The organism is Cryomorphaceae bacterium 1068, assembly GCA_027214385.1.
Taxonomy (GTDB): domain Bacteria; phylum Bacteroidota; class Bacteroidia; order Flavobacteriales_D; family Cryomorphaceae; genus JAKVAV01.
Genome location: JAPVXR010000003.1, coordinates 1 through 19,358 on the forward strand (window position 1 = coordinate 1; position 19,358 = coordinate 19,358).

The 19,358-nt window shown below is 41.3% G+C and carries 12 protein-coding genes; 11 read left to right on the forward strand and 1 reads right to left on the reverse strand.

The window, feature by feature from the left end; all coding sequences use genetic code 11:
• Positions 1 to 133: 133 nt before the first annotated feature.
• The 4 genes from O3Q51_05045 (at position 134) to O3Q51_05060 (ending at position 3,289) form a co-directional block, all read left to right on the forward strand.
• Positions 134 to 595: a hypothetical protein gene (locus O3Q51_05045; protein ID MCZ4408161.1), complete on the forward strand. Its 462-nt coding sequence runs from the start codon at positions 134 to 136 to the stop codon at positions 593 to 595.
• Positions 592 to 1,050 carry a GNAT family N-acetyltransferase gene (locus tag O3Q51_05050; protein ID MCZ4408162.1) on the forward strand — a complete coding sequence of 153 codons (459 nt, stop codon included), beginning with the start codon at positions 592 to 594 and terminating at the stop codon, positions 1,048 to 1,050. Before O3Q51_05045 ends, O3Q51_05050 begins: the two co-directional genes overlap by 4 nt.
• Positions 1,051 to 1,135: 85 nt before the next feature.
• Positions 1,136 to 2,533 carry a hypothetical protein gene (locus O3Q51_05055; protein ID MCZ4408163.1) on the forward strand — a complete coding sequence of 466 codons (1,398 nt, stop codon included), beginning with the start codon at positions 1,136 to 1,138 and terminating at the stop codon, positions 2,531 to 2,533.
• A 93-nt stretch (positions 2,534 to 2,626) separates the two neighbouring features.
• Positions 2,627 to 3,289: a hypothetical protein gene (locus O3Q51_05060; GenBank protein ID MCZ4408164.1), complete on the forward strand. Its 663-nt coding sequence runs from the start codon at positions 2,627 to 2,629 to the stop codon at positions 3,287 to 3,289.
• Positions 3,290 to 3,700: 411 nt separating this feature from the next.
• On the opposite strand, the gene O3Q51_05065 is transcribed toward O3Q51_05060, so the two are convergent.
• The gene (locus tag O3Q51_05065) at positions 3,701 to 5,194 is read right to left on the reverse strand and encodes an AAA family ATPase (GenBank protein ID MCZ4408165.1); all 1,494 of its coding nucleotides are present in this window, start codon (positions 5,192 to 5,194) and stop codon (positions 3,701 to 3,703) included.
• Positions 5,195 to 5,960: 766 nt separating this feature from the next.
• On the opposite strand from O3Q51_05065, the gene O3Q51_05070 reads away from it, so the two are divergent.
• From O3Q51_05070 to O3Q51_05100, 7 genes are all read left to right on the forward strand, one after another.
• On the forward strand, positions 5,961 to 9,983 hold the full coding sequence (locus O3Q51_05070) for a hybrid sensor histidine kinase/response regulator transcription factor (GenBank protein MCZ4408166.1): 4,023 nt from the start codon (positions 5,961 to 5,963) through the stop codon (positions 9,981 to 9,983).
• Between the two features lie 238 nt (positions 9,984 to 10,221).
• Positions 10,222 to 11,982, forward strand: a complete 1,761-nt coding sequence (locus O3Q51_05075; protein ID MCZ4408167.1) for a hypothetical protein — start codon at positions 10,222 to 10,224, stop codon at positions 11,980 to 11,982.
• A 7-nt stretch (positions 11,983 to 11,989) separates the two neighbouring features.
• Positions 11,990 to 13,813, forward strand: coding sequence for a zinc-dependent metalloprotease (locus O3Q51_05080; protein ID MCZ4408168.1), 1,824 nt, complete (start codon positions 11,990 to 11,992; stop codon positions 13,811 to 13,813).
• A 766-nt stretch (positions 13,814 to 14,579) separates the two neighbouring features.
• Positions 14,580 to 16,088, forward strand: coding sequence for a S41 family peptidase (locus O3Q51_05085; protein ID MCZ4408169.1), 1,509 nt, complete (start codon positions 14,580 to 14,582; stop codon positions 16,086 to 16,088).
• 73 nt (positions 16,089 to 16,161) lie between these two features.
• A complete protein-coding gene (locus O3Q51_05090) occupies positions 16,162 to 16,947 on the forward strand; it encodes a hypothetical protein (protein MCZ4408170.1) in 786 nt (261 codons plus the stop codon).
• 78 nt (positions 16,948 to 17,025) lie between these two features.
• Positions 17,026 to 18,072, forward strand: a complete 1,047-nt coding sequence (locus tag O3Q51_05095) for a T9SS type A sorting domain-containing protein (protein MCZ4408171.1) — start codon at positions 17,026 to 17,028, stop codon at positions 18,070 to 18,072.
• 32 nt (positions 18,073 to 18,104) lie between these two features.
• Positions 18,105 to 19,328: a T9SS type A sorting domain-containing protein gene (locus O3Q51_05100; protein MCZ4408172.1), complete on the forward strand. Its 1,224-nt coding sequence runs from the start codon at positions 18,105 to 18,107 to the stop codon at positions 19,326 to 19,328.
• Positions 19,329 to 19,358: the final 30 nt, after the last annotated feature.

Consider the following 19,358-nt stretch of genomic DNA (forward strand, 5'->3'; position numbering starts at 1 on the left):
CTTCTTACCTTCAGATGGAGTCAAAGAATTACTAGACAATGAAATAGAAAAAAGAAATACGCTTGCCATCAAAACCTAAACTGCATTAAAACGCAGTTTAGCTAAAACGTTGTGTGCAAGCTAAAAAACTGAAATGACAGAATACAAAACAAGAAAAATAAGCTTTAGAGAATTGGTCAAAATAGACAATTGGCAAGTAAAAATTTATACGATTTCGAAAATCGGAGAATTCAACCACCCTATTTTCTATAATAATGTTATTAAACAACTTCCTAAGTGGCTAAAACAGGAAAATAGCTTTAATGCATCTAATGATAAAATTGCCTTTTTAATCTTACATGCAGGTACAGAAGGCATCTTTTCATTGATAAATTGGTGGATTGACAAGTATATGCTGCATACGAATATATATTTGACTAATCCTGAAAAACCAAATTTATTTGATAGAATATCGGGTGATGGACTTGCACCATGTATTTGGGAACTAGAAGTCATCAATCACGAAAGGATAGCATGGATGAACAATGTTTTAAAGAAGTTTCCCGAACCTCATTACGACAAATACTTTAATGACACCATTAGTTTGGAAGTATGAGAAATGAACCCAAAATACGTTTCGCTCAAAAAAAGGACCTACCTAATTTGATTGACTTATGCACTCTGCATGCAAGTTTCGAAAAAGCTGAATATGAGGCTAACGGAAAAAAGAAGCTATTAGACAAATATCTGTTTTCAAATAATCCCAGTTTATTTTGTTTAGTTGTAGAAGATGAAAGTCAACTTATTGGTTATGCAACTTACATGAAACAATTTTCTACTTGGGATGCATGCCATTACATCTATATGGATTGTTTATTCTTGACTGAAGAATCAAGAGGTTATGGGCTTGGTGAAAAATTAATAGAGAGAATTAAAAAAGAAACACAACAATTAGGCTGTAAACTAATCCAATGGCAGACACCAGTCTTTAATACTAGAGCTATGAAATTTTACGAAAGAATCGGAGCGTTCGGAAAATCAAAAGAACGATACTTTTTAAAAGTTAAATAAAGCCAGCACACAACATTGAGTAAAATGGATAAGCTCCTGACGTCGCTTACGACATCTTACTCTGAGCGTTGGTGGTAATAAAAAAATGACAAGACTGCTTACATTCATATTGATGTTCGTTTTGGTTCAAGGCACTTGTCAAATTGGTGCATCGTTTCCATATTTTTTGTCATCTCCCAACGACCGATTTTATTTAAAGTCAATTCCTTTTGCTAGTCAGCTGTGGGAAGACCAAGGTCGTACAGATATTTTCAATTCATCCGACTCTTTGTTGCTGTACTCAATTCCAAAATATTTTCCTCCTCAGGGAATCGTATTAGGCAATGACGGTGCGGCAATTTTAATTGTTAAGTACTCGATTTATAATGACGACGAATTTGACGAAAGAGCTGTTTTATACTATGATGAGGGGAAGATTGCAAAAACCTACTTGGTCAACCAGCTCGTTCAGAAAAACTTAGACGACTACTATTATACTTTGTTCTATGATAGCTGGGAAGGCTGGGAATGGGATAATGGCCGATATATATTCCCCGATTCAATAACTGCTTATAAAGCAAAGCTGCTTGAATGGCCTTTTTATACTGATGGTGAAACTACCTTTTTAGCAACAAAAGATTTTGAGCTACTTCAGTTCGACCTGAGAACAGGAAACATGATTAATCGTCAACGCATTGATAATTCAGAAGAGATCGTGGACAGACATTTCCATGAGCCTAAAATCATAAAACCTGAATTCAATTGGCCAGGTTCAAAATTACCGCTGCTTTCAAACGGCGATGAATACTACAAGTCGTTTGAGAATGAGTTCGATTACAAGTACGACGGAGTAATGAAAAAGGACAAATACAAATATTATCTTCTGGAATTGAATTGTCTCATAGACCTTACAGGCGTTTGTCTTCAAGTAGAAGCCGATTTTGAAGATTCAACCTTGAACAAGCAAATTGAAGATTTCTTTTTAGGTCAAACATTCGATGAAAATTCCATCCCTGATATAACGGAACAATGGTATTTCTATCAAAAGGATTATTTCAGGAAGTCTGACACTCTGGTAGCCATCAATGAAAGAATAGAAGAAAAGAAACAAGAGCGAAAGCATGAACTGTGGCGCATTAAACAAGATACGCTGGATGGTGTCTACATCCCGAAGGATCTTAAAGACTGTCTCAGCGAACTTGACAAACTTCTGACCGAGAATAACAGGGAAAAATTTGGGGAAACTATGCCAGCCGATTATCACATGGGCTTAGGGACAAATCTTCGAAATCGATGGGGACTTTGGTCAAGCTCCAGACTCAGAGAATACTTTTTAGACCTTGGCGTAACTCACCCTGATGATATGTCCTCTATTATTTTAGACGGTTATCATCTATACTTAAATGAAAATGAAATCGCTTTGGACAGGCTGCTCAGTAGATATTTTTTAAAGCCAAGGCCAAAGCTTAAATTGCCTAAAGATTATGAAGAACAAGAAAAATAGAAAAGACTACCCACAACGCTCACTGTAAAGTGCATACCCTAAGGGATACGCACCTTACAGTGAGCGTTGTGGCAAGCAAAAAAATCAAAACTTATGAAATACAAATTTGATCAGAAAACAAAATTTACATTCCAAAATTTAATCGTTCTCTCAACCATTTTTATAGTTCTCTTATGCGTTTCCTGTAAGGAGGAATCCAACTCGTTGGAAAACACAGAAAGTGAATTAATAACGAAAATAAATGCTGTTCAGGAACAAGTGATGGCACAAGGTAATATGACAGAAGTAGAGGAACAGGCATTATTAAGTTTATGCAGCATTGTGTCCCATAATGACGGTTTGGCAACTTATACTACTGACAATAGTATGGTATTAAAAGATGTAGAAATTGCCCCCGTATATAATGGTTGTGAAGGCCTCTCAATAGCAGAAACAAGAGAGTGTTTTAACAATAAAGTATCGACATTTATTAAGCGAGAGTTTAACTTGAGTGTATCTCAAGATTTAAATCTCTCAGAACCAAAGCCGGTAGAAGTATTTTTTATAATCAACGAAAATGGAAATTTAACCGGCATGAAAGTGAGAGATTCAGAAGTAACCGTTCAGGCAGAAATCTTAAGAGTGCTTAGAAAAATACCTGTGATGAAGCCTGCTACCCACAATGGGGAAAGTGTTTCCGTATTGTGTTCCATCATAGTTTCATTTGGAAATAGTTTAGAAGTTGATTTTGTCCATGTTCCCGAAAGACCCGATTAATCTCTTAGTTAGGTGCGTTAAAGGGACATAGTTTACAAAGTTAAAGGCACATGGTTTACACTTTTTTAGGAGGTGATTTAAGAGAATATTAAACTTACGTGAACTCCAAACCTGACGGCAACAATGCGACTGCAAAAGACAGGTAAAGTCGACAATAATTTAATCAGTTTGGTATTAAAAAAGAATGAGAGGGAATTAATCCTACACCAAAGTCCGTTTAGATTAATTGTGGAACCCGGTGATCAGGAAATCCTTAGAACGAGAAAGTAAGCAGTTAAGCTTAGTTTCTACATGCTTTGATTTCTTTAGTTAATGTATTTACCGCCCAATTAGTGGGATGAGAAATTTGATGACACGGGATTACCGGGCTTTTTTCCATAAGCTATGATGCCCCGCAATTAGAAGGGCTGATTATACATCAACTAATAGATCGAAGAGATATCCATTTTCCTCGCGACTAAAATCTTCAAAAGTTTCGATTTGTTGATCGATTAGAGATGCATCTGCATCGGAAACATCGCCGGATCTTTGATCTAAGCGTCTTTTTAAAACTTGTGGGTCAGCTTGGCAATAGACAATTTTAAAATCTAGCTGCTTTTTCTCTGCTAGATTCATCGCTTTGGATCGCATTTTCCTATTGTCAAACCTGGCATCGAGGATTACGGATATACCAAACGATGAGAGAAAATCCGCCAGCTCAATCATCTTATTATACGTGGCTTGGCTTATCTCGGAATTGTAAATTTGTTCCGGGCCTTTTTCATAAAGCGGTACTCCCGTAAGGTGTTTTCTAAGCGCATCAGAACGTATGATCAGAAATTGTTTTTCCGCAGCAATTCTACGAGCCACCGTGCTTTTGCCCGAACCCGATAAACCACTGGTAATCCAAAGTTTCGCTTTCTGATCTGTGGCGTATGATTCTGCAAGATCAAAGTAGGCTCTGGCTTCCGCTCTATTTTCGTCTTTTTCTTGGTCTGTAATTTCTGAATTGTCCGAACGAAAAGAAATGACCTTACCGCGGATATATGCCCGCATACCGGCATAAAAATTCAAGAGCGCTGCTCCCTCATAGTCACCACTCTGTTCAAAATATTCGTTTATAACCCGCGTGGCAAGGCTGAATTGTTTTCTGAAATGCAAATCCATGACCAGAAAAGCCAGATCATAAACCACATCAATATTTCTAAATTCTTCATTGAATTCGATGCGGTCAAAAAATAGGATCTCGCCCTTGTAGAGACAAATATTATTCAAGTGCAAATCACCGTGGCATTCCCTGATTTTTCCCGATTGCCGTCTTGCATCAAAAAGGACTTTATGCTCATTTATAAAGTTAAGCGTGAACTTTTGAATGCGCTCAAAACTCTTCTCAGAAATACACTTGCCTTTATACTTATCGGTTTGAGCAAAATTCTGAAGCGCTATTTTTCTGATATTTCCTACAGAAGCAAAGCTGTTAATCTCCTCACTTGAAACGCCTTTTTGATGCAGTCGGGCTAGTTTTTGCGCTAGCTCAGTAAAAAGTTCAGCGGTAAAATCTCCTCTTTCTACAATGCGTGAAAGTATTTGCTCCTGCTCAAACTCCTTCATTTTTAAAACGTATTCAACGACTCTTCCCTTTTGCTGAAAACTGAATTGGCCGTCCTTTTCATAAATGGGAACTACCTCGAGGTAGAGTTCAGGAGCGAAAATGGAATTGAGACGCAATTCTTCTTCACAGTAAAATTTTCGTTTTTCTAAAGAGGTAAAATCCAAAAAACCGAGATCGAGGCTTTTTTTCATTTTGTAGGCATAATCTCCACAAAGGTAAACATGCGAAATATGCGTTTCGAGATGTTTGATATCTGCATTAGTCTCGTGCGGATACGATTCAGAATCCTTAAGAAAGTCCACTATTTCCATCATGCTTAAGCTACGTATTTTCCATTGATTTCATTATATCCGAGAGTACGAAAATTCTTGAGAGATGGGAGAGAGGCTTATCGCGTATATCAGAGAAGGTCGAGTTCATGGGTTTGGCCACTTAGCGAGCAAAACAAATCATTGACAAGTTAAGTGAGGTGAACGCTACAACTCTTCCTTCTATTGGGTTTATCGGAATGTCGTGGTTAAGCAAAAAATGAAAGCATCGACAATCTTATTGGCGGTGATCTTTAATTCTGCAGCTGGTCAAGTATGTTATCACTGGATTTGAACCGTTTGTGCTTAAGCCGAATCCCGAAGGTTTTGGCTTCTGCTCGAAGATGTTCGCACCCATTAAATTGACCTGACAGTTGGTATTGGCTGCATTATTATTTGGTGTACTCTGCTTTCTCCTCAACGATTTACGGTTCGTTATAAATAAGAGAGCCGCTACTCTCTGATCTTTCAGAAAGAATGTAGGTCCGGTGTGTTTCTCAGCAGGCATCGCTATTGACTCCGACGGAAGGGTAGGGGGCAGTTCACCCTCCACTCCATCAATTCAAACTAGAAACCCTTCGGTAAAAGGAATATCAGGGAATTAAGACTGTTTCAACCTGCGGCTGTCTTGCGAGCGAAAAGTGGTAAAATCTGAGACTATTCTGTTAGCCTTCAACCGGGATTTTACGCTTTTTGGCCAAGCGTCTTCACCGAAAGGTGCCGGATACCTTAAAGAAGATTTTTTCTATATTCAAATTTCATTTCTAAACCTATGGAAGTCCGCTGGTTATGTTTGTCATTTTGGTGTTTTCTGTCAGCAGCTCTTTCAATGATGGCTCAGAATGATGTACCGCTTGATACAGAATCAAAGAAATCGGAATCGGGACTACCCTTTATCGAGTATTACTCGCCCGAACGGTACGATGCATTAACCCAAAACTGGGGCGCAGTGCAAGACAGTCTCGGCATGCTGTACTTTGCAAATGGGGGAGGTGTGCTTATTTACAATGGTGTGACTTGGGAGCTGATAGAATTGCCCAATAAAACCCACACAAAATGTATCGCGATAGACAATAAGAGCCGAGTCTATGTGGGCGCTTTTGGAGAATTCGGGTTTATCGAACCCGATGAGTTGGGGCAATTTCAGTACGTTTCGCTTTCCGATTCATTGCAAGAATCTGATCGGGACTTTTCGACCATTTGGACCGTACTTGCCGCTGACGACGGTATTTATTTCAGGAGCACGGAGGCCATTTTTAGATGGGACAATGAAAAATTAAAAGTCTGGAAATCCGAAGAAAACGAATTTCGCTTTTCCTTTGTCGTCAGAGGGAAGTTCTATGTTATGCACAATTCGCAAGGCATGATGTCTATGGGAAATGACGACCTCGAGTTAATTCCGAACGGTGAGTTTTACGTCAAAAAGGGAGTAACGGTAATGCTTCCATATCCACCAAATAAGCTGCTCGTAGGCACGCTAAAAGGTTTTTACATTCATGACGAAAATGAGATAGTCCCTTTTTACAACGAAGTTGAGGATTACCTGGTAGAAAGTTTTCCCTATGGCGGCATTGTTCTAAACGACGGAACATTTGCCATAGCTACACTCAATGCGGGTTTGGTCGTAATAGACAATGAAGGGAAGCTAAAACTCTTGTTGAATGACAATGAGTACTTGGGCTCCTTGGAAGTATATAATTTATTTCAAGATAAATCGGGGATACTTTGGGCTTCCTTGGGCAAAGGTATCGCTAAAATAGAGTATCCCTCACCGTTTACCTGCTTCGAGCACTTAAACGGAAACTTCAGGGCTTTTGCACTTACCCGGTACAAGGGAAAACTATATGCGGGGACGGATATTGGACTATTTGTTCTGGAAACCGACAAGTCGGGCAAGGCACAATTTGAAGGTGTTTTGGATATGAACAAGCGCATTTGGGATTTGCATGTTTTCGAAGATAGGCTGATGGTAGGAGGAACCGGTGGTATATATGAAATAAAGGACAACGAGGTAAGCCGCATTCCCACTGAAAATATTTCCAAATTTCGGAGATCTCCACTCGATGATAACCGCATCTTTCTGACGATGGCCCGTGGATTTGAATCGATTTATTTCAAAGAGGGTGAGTGGATTCGAGAAGGCCCTGTGGCCGACATAGATGTAGACACATATACTGTTTTAGTCGACTCATCGGGAAATATTTGGCTCGAAACCAGCGAAGACTGGTTATGGCGTGTCCGTTTTGAAAACCGAGGTGAAGCCCGAGATTTAGAAAATCCGATTCTTAAAAAATACGGTCTTGAAAATGGATTGTCAGTCGAGAGAACACAGCTTTTAATGGTAAATGGTGTCATATACAGCACCCCACATGAAGCTGGAAAAACATCTTTTAGTTACGATCCGGGTACCGATAGATTCGCAGAAGACACCTTACTTCAAGCCCTGTTCTTTAACAAACCTGGACCTATACGCTTAAACCATGTCGACACATTGGAGAATGTTCTATTCACAACATTCGACGATGACGGATTTTCAAATAATTACATCGCGTGGAAACAAGCCGACAATCAATACGAAGTGGAGGAATTACACGAGCACAGAATTGCGGGACAAGATCAGATCGCCGCATTCGTTGATCTTGAAGACAGTGTGATTTGGTACGGTGGAAACGACGGTGTGTACCGACATGACCTGAAGCAAAAAAAGATTGACAATAACGGAGGTTTAGCTCTGATCAATAAAGTTTTGTACGACACTGATTCGTTGCTTATTTCGGGCCCGTACCAGCGGACAAGTATTTCGTTGCCACATTCCAATAAAATGCTGAGGGTAGCCTACAGCAGTACAGGGTATTACGACGAAAATTCCCACCTCTATCAATACCAATTGGAGGGATTTGAAGACAGCTGGTCTGCCTGGACCGTGGAAACTCAAAAAGACTATACCAACCTTTCCGAAGGCAATTATACGTTTAGGGTACGTTCGAAGGATATTTTCGGGCAAGTGAGCGCCGGAAGCAATTTTGCATTTGTAATACTTCCACCTTGGCACCGTACATGGTGGGCCTATTTGCTCTACATCTTATTGGCTATCGTTGTCTTTGTAAGTCTCAATTATTGGCGAACAAGGCAGCTGCGCCAGAAAAATCTCGATTTAGAGGCCATTGTCTTGGATCGCACAGAGGCGATGGTTGTGAAAAATGCTGAGTTGGAAGAGAAGACTGAAAAGCTACGAGCACAAACGGATCAACTCAAGGAGCTCGATCGGATGAAAACAAGGCTATTTGCCAATATTTCCCACGAGTTCAGAACCCCACTTACGTTGATTAAAGGTCCGATTGAGCTCGCCGAAAGATCGCCCGAAAAACCAATGCCACCTGAGAATGTCAAAATGGTGCGACGCAACGCAAATCGCTTGCTGAAATTGGTCAATCAACTGCTCGACCTGTCCAAAATTGATGCAGGTGGCTTAAAATTGGAACCCACAGAAGGCAATACATTTAAGTGTCTGCGTGCCGCTGCCTCCTCCTTCAGCTCCCATGCGGCACAGAGAAATATGGATTACCAAATACGAATTCCTTCCACTACTTTATGGGCTTCATTCGATCGCGATAAATTGGAGAAAGTAGCCTACAATTTACTTAGCAATGCCTTCAAGTTCACATCAGATAATGGGACCGTGGTTTTTTCTGCGTCTTATGCAGGTGGACAATTGCGAATAGAAGTCAAAGACACAGGCCACGGTATCCCCGCTGAGCGTCTTCAAAAGATCTTTGATCGATTTTATCAGGTGGATGACAGTTTTACGAAAGAAAAAGAAGGAACAGGGATCGGTCTCGCACTTACTAAGGAGCTGGTTGATATAATGATTGGTGAAATTTTTGTGGAAAGTGAAATAGGCCAAGGGACCTTTTTTAAAGTCATCATTCCGCTGGAAGAAATCATTCCTTCAAAGCGAGAGACCGAAGCGGACTATTCTTTTCATGAGCATGATTTTAAAGGTTCGGCGAGATCTCCTGAACCGGATCAATCCATTGCTCATAAAACCGTCCTTATCATTGAAGATCATATTGACATGCGTGACTTTATCCGTCAGCAACTTGAAGATGAGTACCAAATCATAGAAGCCTTTAATGGTCAAGATGGCCTCGAAAAAGCCAATAAGCAGACCCCTGATCTTATCATAACAGATCTGATGATGCCTCAAATAGATGGAATCACATTATGTAAGGAACTTAAATTAAACATTCATACCAGCCACATTCCTGTCATTATGCTCACGGCAAAAGCGGGCATAGAGAATAAAATTGAAGGCCTCGAAACGGGTGCCGACGACTATTTAACAAAGCCTTTTAACACCTTGGAATTGCAGGTAAGGGTCAAGAACCTTATTCAACAGCGTGAGAACTTGAGAGATCTGTTTACCAAGAGCAACTTCGTGCATCCCAAAGAGGTGACCGTGAATTCCATGGATGAGCAGTTCTTGCAGAAAACACTCGACCTCTTTGAAGAAAAATACGCTGACTCCGATTTCGGTATTGCCGAAATGCAAGAATCACTTGCCATGAGCAAAGCACAATTGCACAGAAAGTTTAAAGCGATCACTTCACAGACACCAGGCGAACTATTGCGAAACTTCCGATTGAAACGGGCCGCCCAAATTCTGGAACAGGATGGCGAAAATGTTACTCAAGTGGCCTATGCCGTCGGCTTTAATAACCTATCCTATTTCGCTAAGTGCTTTAAATCTCTTTTCGGTGTTACGCCGTCTGCTTACGCTAAAAAAACGAAGTGAATCATTGGTGAAATCAACCTTTCCCGCTTCTTGTTTTCATAATATGCTCGGATTGAGACTCCTGTGTCAGGAAATGATACTCCGCTATTAGCGCGTCCAATGGGCTCCAAATACTTTTGATTCATGGCCTGATAAGATCGCATATTGATGTTGTTGGTTGCCATTAAGCCTTTTTCATTGAACCCGCGGCGCTACCTCAACCAAAAAAAAATGGTATTGCCGCTTAAAACCAATACCCATGAAAACTACAAACCTTTTCACGAGGGCAACAAAGCCCATCTTAATGCTAGTTGCTGCATTTTTGGCAGCCTTTACGGCCAAAGTTGATGCTCAAACCATCGATATCGGGCCTAATCAGTACGCGTTTCAGTTTACACAAAATCCCAATTTCGGATTGTTCTTCAATTCAACCAATAGTCAGTATGAGTTTCGGAATGGAAGTGCTATTCCCGTATTTTCATTCAATGCCAACAATGGCGACTTAACGACCAACCTACAATTTGCTTCGGGCAGTGATTACTTGGTAGGCAATAATACCTATGCCTTTAGGTCGGCGGCCAATCCCAACTACGGTCTGTTTTTTAACAGCAGCAATCTGCGGTACGAATTCAGAGGTTCCACGGGAAATTCATTGTTTCAAGTTGATGCCTCCAACGGAAATGTCGAAACCTCCGGAACAATAAATGCATTCGGTGGCTCTTCAACCGAGTGGAACCAAGCACACGATTGGGGAGATCATGCCGCTGAAGGCTACATAAATGCTGAGAGCGATCCGAAGATATCCGAAGATCTTGAAAACTTGGATGTTCCATTTTGGAATGGGAGTGAGCTCAGGTCATCGGCTATTACAGCGGGCACTTCAACTGCTCGCGTGACCGGTTCTCCCGGCAATTTCGCTATACCGGGAGCACCCGAAGGGAGCACTGGAAATCTTTTCATTTTGGAAAATCCGGGAGTTGCTCCGGGCACCATAGGATTAACCGGCGAGTCTCGTTTGGCTTTTTCGAAAGACGGTGTTGTGACGGGCAGAATTTCAACGGCTGGAAACGATATGAATTTCGCTGCAACTGACGGTGGTAACATATCCCTCAGAACAGGTGGCAACGACCGAATGACCATACTCCCAAATGGCGATGTGGGGCTCGGACTTACTGATCCGAGCCATCGGTTGCATGTTAGCGGTACGGTAAGAGCGACCACCGGCTCATATGCCATTCGAGGAACTAAGACCGGAGATGGTACTTTCCCCGGTGTATGGGGCGAAACAGAATCTACTTCGGCCAATGCTTCCGGTGTACGTGGATTTGTAACCAGTACTGCTCCGGGAGGAAACTCAGCAGGGGTTTATGGCCACAATTTTAGCACTACTTCTTTTGGAATCGGTGTCCGAGGAATTCAGGATGGTACTGGTTGGGGAGTTTACGGTGAATCCAATGGCGGAAGAGGAGTATACGGAAATTCCGAAGCGGGATCATCAACAGGTACTGCCTACGGTGTCTATGGTCGCGCTGCGGGTAGCGGTGGAACGCGCATCGGTGTATACGGAATAGCTTCGGGTGGCACTAGCAGCTGGGCAGGCTATTTCGCTGGAGCTACATATGTAAGCGGTGATCTTCGAGTAGGCACGCTCTCCGGTGCCACCGGCTACAAACTTTCCGTAAACGGAAAAGCCATTTGTACTGAAATGCGTGTACAACTTACGAGCAACTGGCCCGACTATGTATTTGACGACAGTTACGACAGGCTTAGCCTCGATGAGCTCGAAGATTTCATCCAAACGGAAAAGCACCTTCCCAATATTCCATCTGCGAACGAAATAGAAACCCAAGGTGGTGTGGACCTGGGCGAAATGCAAAGACTGACCATTGAAAAAGTGGAAGAACTCACTCTGTACTTACTTGAACTCAAAGAGAGTAATGACGCCCTAAGCGCCAAGAGTGAAGACCTAAGTGCTGAAAACGAAGCTCTCCGTGCAAGAATCGAAGCACTTGAAAACTAATCGAGCCATGAAGACACAAAATATAAATCACCGCATAAGGGCCGGTAGCTTTGTACTAACTGCTCTGATATGCTTACTGACTGTTTTTACCTCACAGGCACAGGATCTAATTGTCCACTTGGGCTATACCCCTCCGCTTGATCAGAAGCAGCAGAAATACTTGAGAACGATTACCGAGAATCCGATCAATGAACGCGTGACTTTTGTAGAAATAAACATGGAGGCGCTGAAGGGAGAACGACTCACTTTAAACCTCAGTAATGCGCAAAAGTATGAAGTGAATAAAGTCGAACGTGGGCAAAACATGCGGTCAATCACATCTTGGTGCGGTCAAATCGTTGACTACGAAAATGGTGGAGGAGATGTAAATATGGTTAGGGTTGGAGAGGAGCTCGTAGGTCACTTCACTGTAGATGATATGATTTATGCCGTGACACATATTGGTGAAGGGCTGCACGTATTGTACGAAGTCAATTCTACCAAAGCACCCGCTGAAGATTGTAATATACACGACATTAGCCCTACGGGTATAAAAGAAAAGCCATACGAGATCACTGAACCCGATTATGTAAATAACCTATCAGAGCAGAAACTCAGTGGCGACTGCCGCATCAGAGTACTGGTTGGTTTTACACCCACAGCAGAGGCTGGGTGGACGAGCATTATTGGGCAGATCAATAACCTAATTAATGTTGCCAATACAGCCTTTGACTATGGTAATGTGAACTTCAACATAGAATTGGCCCATGCATACCGCGTTAATTACACGGCTATTGCAGATCGTAATTTCGACCTAACCCTGTGGCAAGGAACCAGTGATGGGTTTATGGACGAGGTCCACTTCTTGCGTGGGTTATGGCGAGCCGACCAATGTGCCCTGATTGTTGCGGGCGATGGAGGTATAGCTACATTGAGCGTAGCTTATGAAAATCAATTTTCCGTAACAGGCACAGGCAATTTCAATGTCTTCACTTTTCACCACGAACTCGGTCACAACATGCTGTGTACGCATGACATATTCAATACTTCACAGCCTGGTGATACACCCTACGCAGGATACGGTGATCCATTTGGCTGCTTCCGAACGGTAATGGCTTATCCGGAAGCCTGTTTCGCAGGGGACTGTGGCAGGGTGAATGTTTTCAGTAGCTCATTTGGGACTTATTCCTGTGGTGGTTCTGATCTTATAATAGGAAGTAACGACTTTCGAAACAGAGACCGATTGGTATTGTCTCGCCCTTTTGTAATCAACCATCAGGTTTCTCCGACTGATGCCGTCTACATCGGAAATTATGCGGCTACAGCAAATGAAGCCATTCATATGGCATCAAACTTCAGCTTTACCTATTCGGGATTTCTATCCAACACTTTTACATTCTTTGACGGTTCAGAAGGGAGTTTTCGGGCTACAGATGTAGTGGCCATGGGCCCCGGATTTAGAGCAAATGAAGGAGCCTTTTTTGAAGCGTATCTCGATAATTGTCCCCAATTACTGGCGCCGGGGATGGGGGAAGATTCAGGCACCGAAACAGAATCAACTGCTACTATCGATGACAACTCTCAGTTTGGTGCCAAGGATGTAAAGGTTTTTCCCAACCCTTTCAATCAGCGTGTTACTATCGAATTTTCAACGCTTGAATATGATCGGGTAAGCATCGAAATGTATGATATGATGGGACAGAAAGTAATGCAGGCACTCGACAATCCTAACCTTGCACCGGGTATGCACCTAATAGAGATAAACACAGCCGACTTACCAAGTGGTGTTTATTCCATAGCCTTGGATTCCAACGGAAACCGCACGGTAACAAAGGTCGTCAAAAACAGGTGAGCCAATTCACTCAACAACCATTAAATCTACGAGGGGTATGCCACGACGGCACCCCCTTTTTTATTGGCATTGCCTGATACATCTTTAAAAATTCTCCCCTAGCACCTGCGGTTCGATTTCTGAAAGACTAACAAAATTCGAGAAGATGTATGTCGGCAAAGTATATTACCGAGACGTTTTTTTAGGTTTCTTTGATGAAAGACATCTAAGAAGTAAAGAGTCATCAATAAGGTTAGAAACCAATTTGGTGTAACGCTTAATCTTTAACTTGTGTTAAGCCTGTCCCTTTGCGGACATTAAAATGAAAAGGGCCCTATTCATATTATCATTCCTGTACTCCTTTTGTTCCATAGGACAGGATGAGACATGGGAAGAATTTACAGCAGAAGCTAGAGCGATTTCCGACAGTATTTGCTCAGTTCACCTCAGACTTGAATTTGATGAGAACTTAGGGCTATTTGGTTATGTCGACTCAACTGGATTTTTCGTGATAGAACCTCAATACTATTGTGCGACGGAATTTATTGAATGTATAGCACTGACCTCTGTAAAGAAAAAGTGCATGACTCATCGAGACAGTAACAAGATAAAATGGTTCTATGTAAATAAGGAGAATGAGATTGTATTTCCGCCCAGAGCTGAGAATCGTACTCAGTGGAATAATAAAATAAAAACTCCCCCCAACGATGAGTAAAAGGCATAGCTTCCTATCGTCAGTTAAGACACCAAGCACAGAGTGCTATGCCCAATGAAATAGATACCCCAAATGAAATTGAAGACCTTAGTTACAGTTCTAATTGGTTTGTGTTCCATTAATTCTCAAGCGCAGAATAATTGGCTATCCAAAAAAGAGATAATTGAAGACATTGAATTTCTGACACAAACTCTGAATGAAAAATCTTCCTATGTTTATTTAAATGGCTATGATTTCAATCCGGATTTTGCAGATTATTTAAAAGTCTTATCGGATTCCACCCGACTTGAAGACTTTGGAGTATTTATTACCAACACCATAGCGAGAATAGGAGATAGACACTCTTCTTTAAATGGATTCAGAGGGTATGATTTAAACGAATCTCTGTTTTTGCCATTTATTTACGCACCTATAAAAGAGAGAGTTATTGTTTTGAATAAAAATCAAAATAAAGAGTTAGAAATACTGAATTTGAAATTCCCTTATCTCAAAAAAATTGATGGAATTGCTATTGACGATTTTCTACAAAAAACAAGACCCGAAAACATAAAAGCACCTGAAAAAACCCATTTCACATATGCTGTAAGAGATATTCGGGATATTGAAAAGAATTATATACTTCTCAAAAAACCACTTCCGAAAGAAATAACATTGACACTTTCGGATGCTGCATTCGAGAATGACACTGTTTTAACTGCTTTGATAATTGATAAATCAATGAGGCAAAGACCTTGGGATGAAAAATTTGAAGTAGATTATCTTTTTGTAAAAGACGAAGATTATAACAAGCCTGAAATCATCGAAAATCTCTTTGGTTTAGAAGAGGACATTGCATACATCAGGATTCCTGAAATGGTCAACAAAGACGAAGCCCCTCTGCTTTTTGACAGGGTCAATTCATTTATGCAATCAATCCAAAATGATAGCGAAGCCTTGATTATTGATGTAAGAGCCAATAGCGGAGGAACCCGAGATTTGCTGTATGAATTTGCAAAATATTTGATACATCCTGATTCTATTTATGTTGTAAACGCCACCAAACAAAGAGGTCCGCATCCATTACCAAAAGGTTACAAGAAGAGTTTACATAGCCGTTTTTTATTCCCTCTTTCCGAATTGGATAAAAGAGAACGAGAAAAAGCCACTAAATTTCTAAAAACCTTTCAACCAATCTATGCATTGGATGAAGAAAAATACAGTGAGTACTATTTTGGGTTATTGAACGGTAAGAAGTTAACCAAACGAGCTTTCTACTACAACAAACCTGTTTACATTTTAGCCAACGAAAAGACTTTCAGTGCAGCATCTGTTTTTGTTTCTTCTTTTAAAGGCTTGCCAAACATCAAAATTGTCGGAGTCACAACAGACGGATCAAGCGGAAATAGCGATTGGGTTGATTTGCCTAACTCTAAGATATTCGGAAAATTAAGTACGATGGTTTCTTTTCAAAAGAATGGAAAAACCCTAGATGGCTACGGAACAGAACCCGACATAAAAATTGAGAGAGATATCAATCAAGTGCTTTGGCAAGCGGATACACAACTTGAAGAATTAAGAGAATTAATACAAAAGGAAGAATAAAAACTGTGCTCGACATATCCTAAGCTGCATTGAAGCATAGTGAAATCAAACCGATGAGCCTAATATCAAAAACATGAGGATACCATTAATAGCGACAATTTTTTTATCTCAGATGGTCTACGCTCAGACTGATGCAACTGATGGCGAGGAATACGACTTTCAGATATACGATTACTTGGTGCAGTATGTCGATGAGAATGAAATTGATAAGAGTACTTATCTGGAGTTCACCAAGCCATTCTCTAAATGGGACACGAGGCCGGTTGATGTGAGTGAGACAAGGATAATGGGGGAGATTCAACAAAGCAGTATTATCACCAATTACTTTTGGGGGTCATTCTCCAAGTATTATGGGTTGACGGTAGAAGAAGCTATGGCCTTGCCCAATACGTTTTTATCTGCCGCAAATTCAGAAAAGCATGAGGCCGTGGAATTTGCCAAAGAACATGAGGAAGATTTAAAGAAGCTCATCAAAGAAATCAAGAAATCACCTCACGAAGTAGTCCTGTCTCAGCAGTCATTGCAAAGAGTAGACTCGGTGTATTTCGAAAACGGTCAGTACTGGCAGTATTTCATTTCGAATAAGTCGCCGTTTCCAATGTCAAGTAGTCAAGAATACATCAAGAACTATGAATACACTAAATCTGCTATGAACATTCTTGAGCAAATGACTGATTTGAACTTGTACGCTATATACAGCAGAGATGGCTTAATCTATTTGCTACGGGATGGATTGCTCGATAACTCATACGGATATCTATTTACTTCTGAAGAAATTGAAAAGGCTTCAAGTCATCTGTTTAAAATCATGTACTTTGAACAGATAAATGATGATCTCTATTACTACATAGCCAATTAGTCAAACCCAATATCATCCGGTGATTATGATGGCAGAGATCTGCATTATTCATTTGATTTTAAATACAATGCGACGACTATGAAAACTACTCCTATTCTATTGCTGATTGTTCTTATGGCATTGTCATGCTCATCGCCTGATAGGCCTGTGCTCTCCGAAGCCGAACGACTCGAGTTGAAGAAGGCGGAGAATGATTCCCTAATGGTGGTATTCGATTCAATCATGGAAATCCGTGTTGAGGTACCTCAGTTGATCGACAGCATGGCAATTTCTCCTGAATGCCTCGAACAGTTTAACGCTTTGGCCAGAGAGACGGGAGGCGGACTAAAGGTGGTGGCCAATTCAAAATTTGTGGCAAAAGAGATTGCTGAAATCATTGAATACTATGCCGTGGACCACACCGATTTGATGATCATCATTGATAAAACCAGTAGTATGGCTGATGACTTGGGTAATATCAGGGTAGGGTTGGACCAAGTGCTCAACTCATTGAAGGAATATGAAAACATTCGTTTGTCGGTTTCCACTTACGGCGACAAAAACATAGACGGAGCACTTTGGTACGATTATCAGAATTTTGAAACAGACTTTGAGGGAACCATGGAATTCATTGAAACCATTCAAATGACGGGTGGAGGTGACTTTCCCGAGTCGGTATACGACGGTATTTTTGAAGCTTTTCAAGAAGGCTTTTGGAAGTCTGAGAGCAAAAGAATAGTAGTGCTTTTGGGTGATGCTCCCTCCTTGGATTCCAACTACACCACCCACACGGAAAAGGACATCATTGAACTGGCTACAAGCCAAGACATTCACATGAACTTTTATCCCATTGTATTGAGCCCTTATAATGGTGAATTGGGTGAAACGAAGAAAATGCAAAACCTCACCTTTATTGAGTCGGTCTACCCCAATCCTTCAAGTGGTGAGATAACGCTCAAGATGAATCAGTTCGGGAGTTTTAATTTGGAAATTTTCAATCAAGGCGGAGTGCTGATAAAATCGGAGGTGATCAGTACCGATACGTATCGAACCGACTTGTATGACCAGCCCAACGGCTTGTACATCATCCGTGTTTCTGATGATGACAAAAACTTTGACTCGCGAAAGATTATATTGAGGAAGTAAGTGGCTTGAGAATTGATGAGAAACCACCATAGATGGTAGTATTTGCAGAAATTGAATTGAAACAGCAGAACAACATGAAAAAACAGATCAAGTCTTTCTTATTCATACCGTTCTTAGTACTCTCAAGCTCTTCTTTCGGCCAGTTTGGGAATGTATTTGAAGCACCGAATAACAATGGTATTTACTCAGTAGAAACCAATGGGTCAATGGTCTTTGTAGGCACAGGTGGCAGCGGAATCTATAGGAGCGACGACAATGGAAATATATGGGCACCCATCAATAACGGAATCCAGCCTTGGTATTATTATTCGCTGTTGTTTTTCAATGACAGTTTGTATGCGGGCAGCTTCGGCATGGTGCATCTCTCTGAAGATAATGGCGAGTCGTGGATAGACCTGAACATAGACTTGGATTTGAATGACAACATCATTGATCTGGTGCGGAAAGGTCCTTATCTCTATGCGAGTGCGCGTGCCAAAGGGATATACGTCTACTCTTTCGATTCAGGTATATGGAGCACTGCCAATACCGGACTGCCTCTCAATCCTACCGTAAACGAACTCCTGGCCGTGGGATCTGATCTCTACGCTGCCACCGATGCAGGGTTGTACAAGTCGGAAGATGAGGCTGCAAGCTGGACCTTGATGGACAATGGTCTATCGTCAGATATGGAGGTATTTAGCATTTTTGAGCTTGACGGAACGTTTCTGACGGGAACCTCTGACGGATTGTTTAAGTCAACTGATAATGGCGGAACCTGGCTGATCGCTGACTCGGGAATTCCCTTCGGGGCCACCGTAGTGAGCATGGTTGAAATGGGCGGCTCTCTTTATTCAGGTACCTACAATGGCTTGTATGCTTCGAGCGATTTGGGGGATAATTGGACTACTGTCAACAATGGATCGACGGGGTTTGGTTATATCTATACACTGGGTGCCGAGGGCAACTATCTCTTTGTTGCAAAAGGAAATACACTTTTCTCTAATCAAGGCAACCCTTTGAGTCGAGAAGCTTCGGATATCTCATCCCCTCACCAAATAATGGTCTACCCCAATCCGGGTTCCGATCAAATCTATATTGAAAAGAATGGGGTGGAGCTTACCGAAATACAAATTTTCGATGCCAAAGGCAGACTGATGAAGACCATCCTTCAAAACACATCAACGCTGCAAGTGGCTGATTTGCCGAAAGGCATTTATGTGATCAAACTAAAATCTAACGAAAACACCCTCATTCGGAAGTTTGTAAAACAATAGCCCACTCGAGGCTTCATGCTGTGCCCGTAT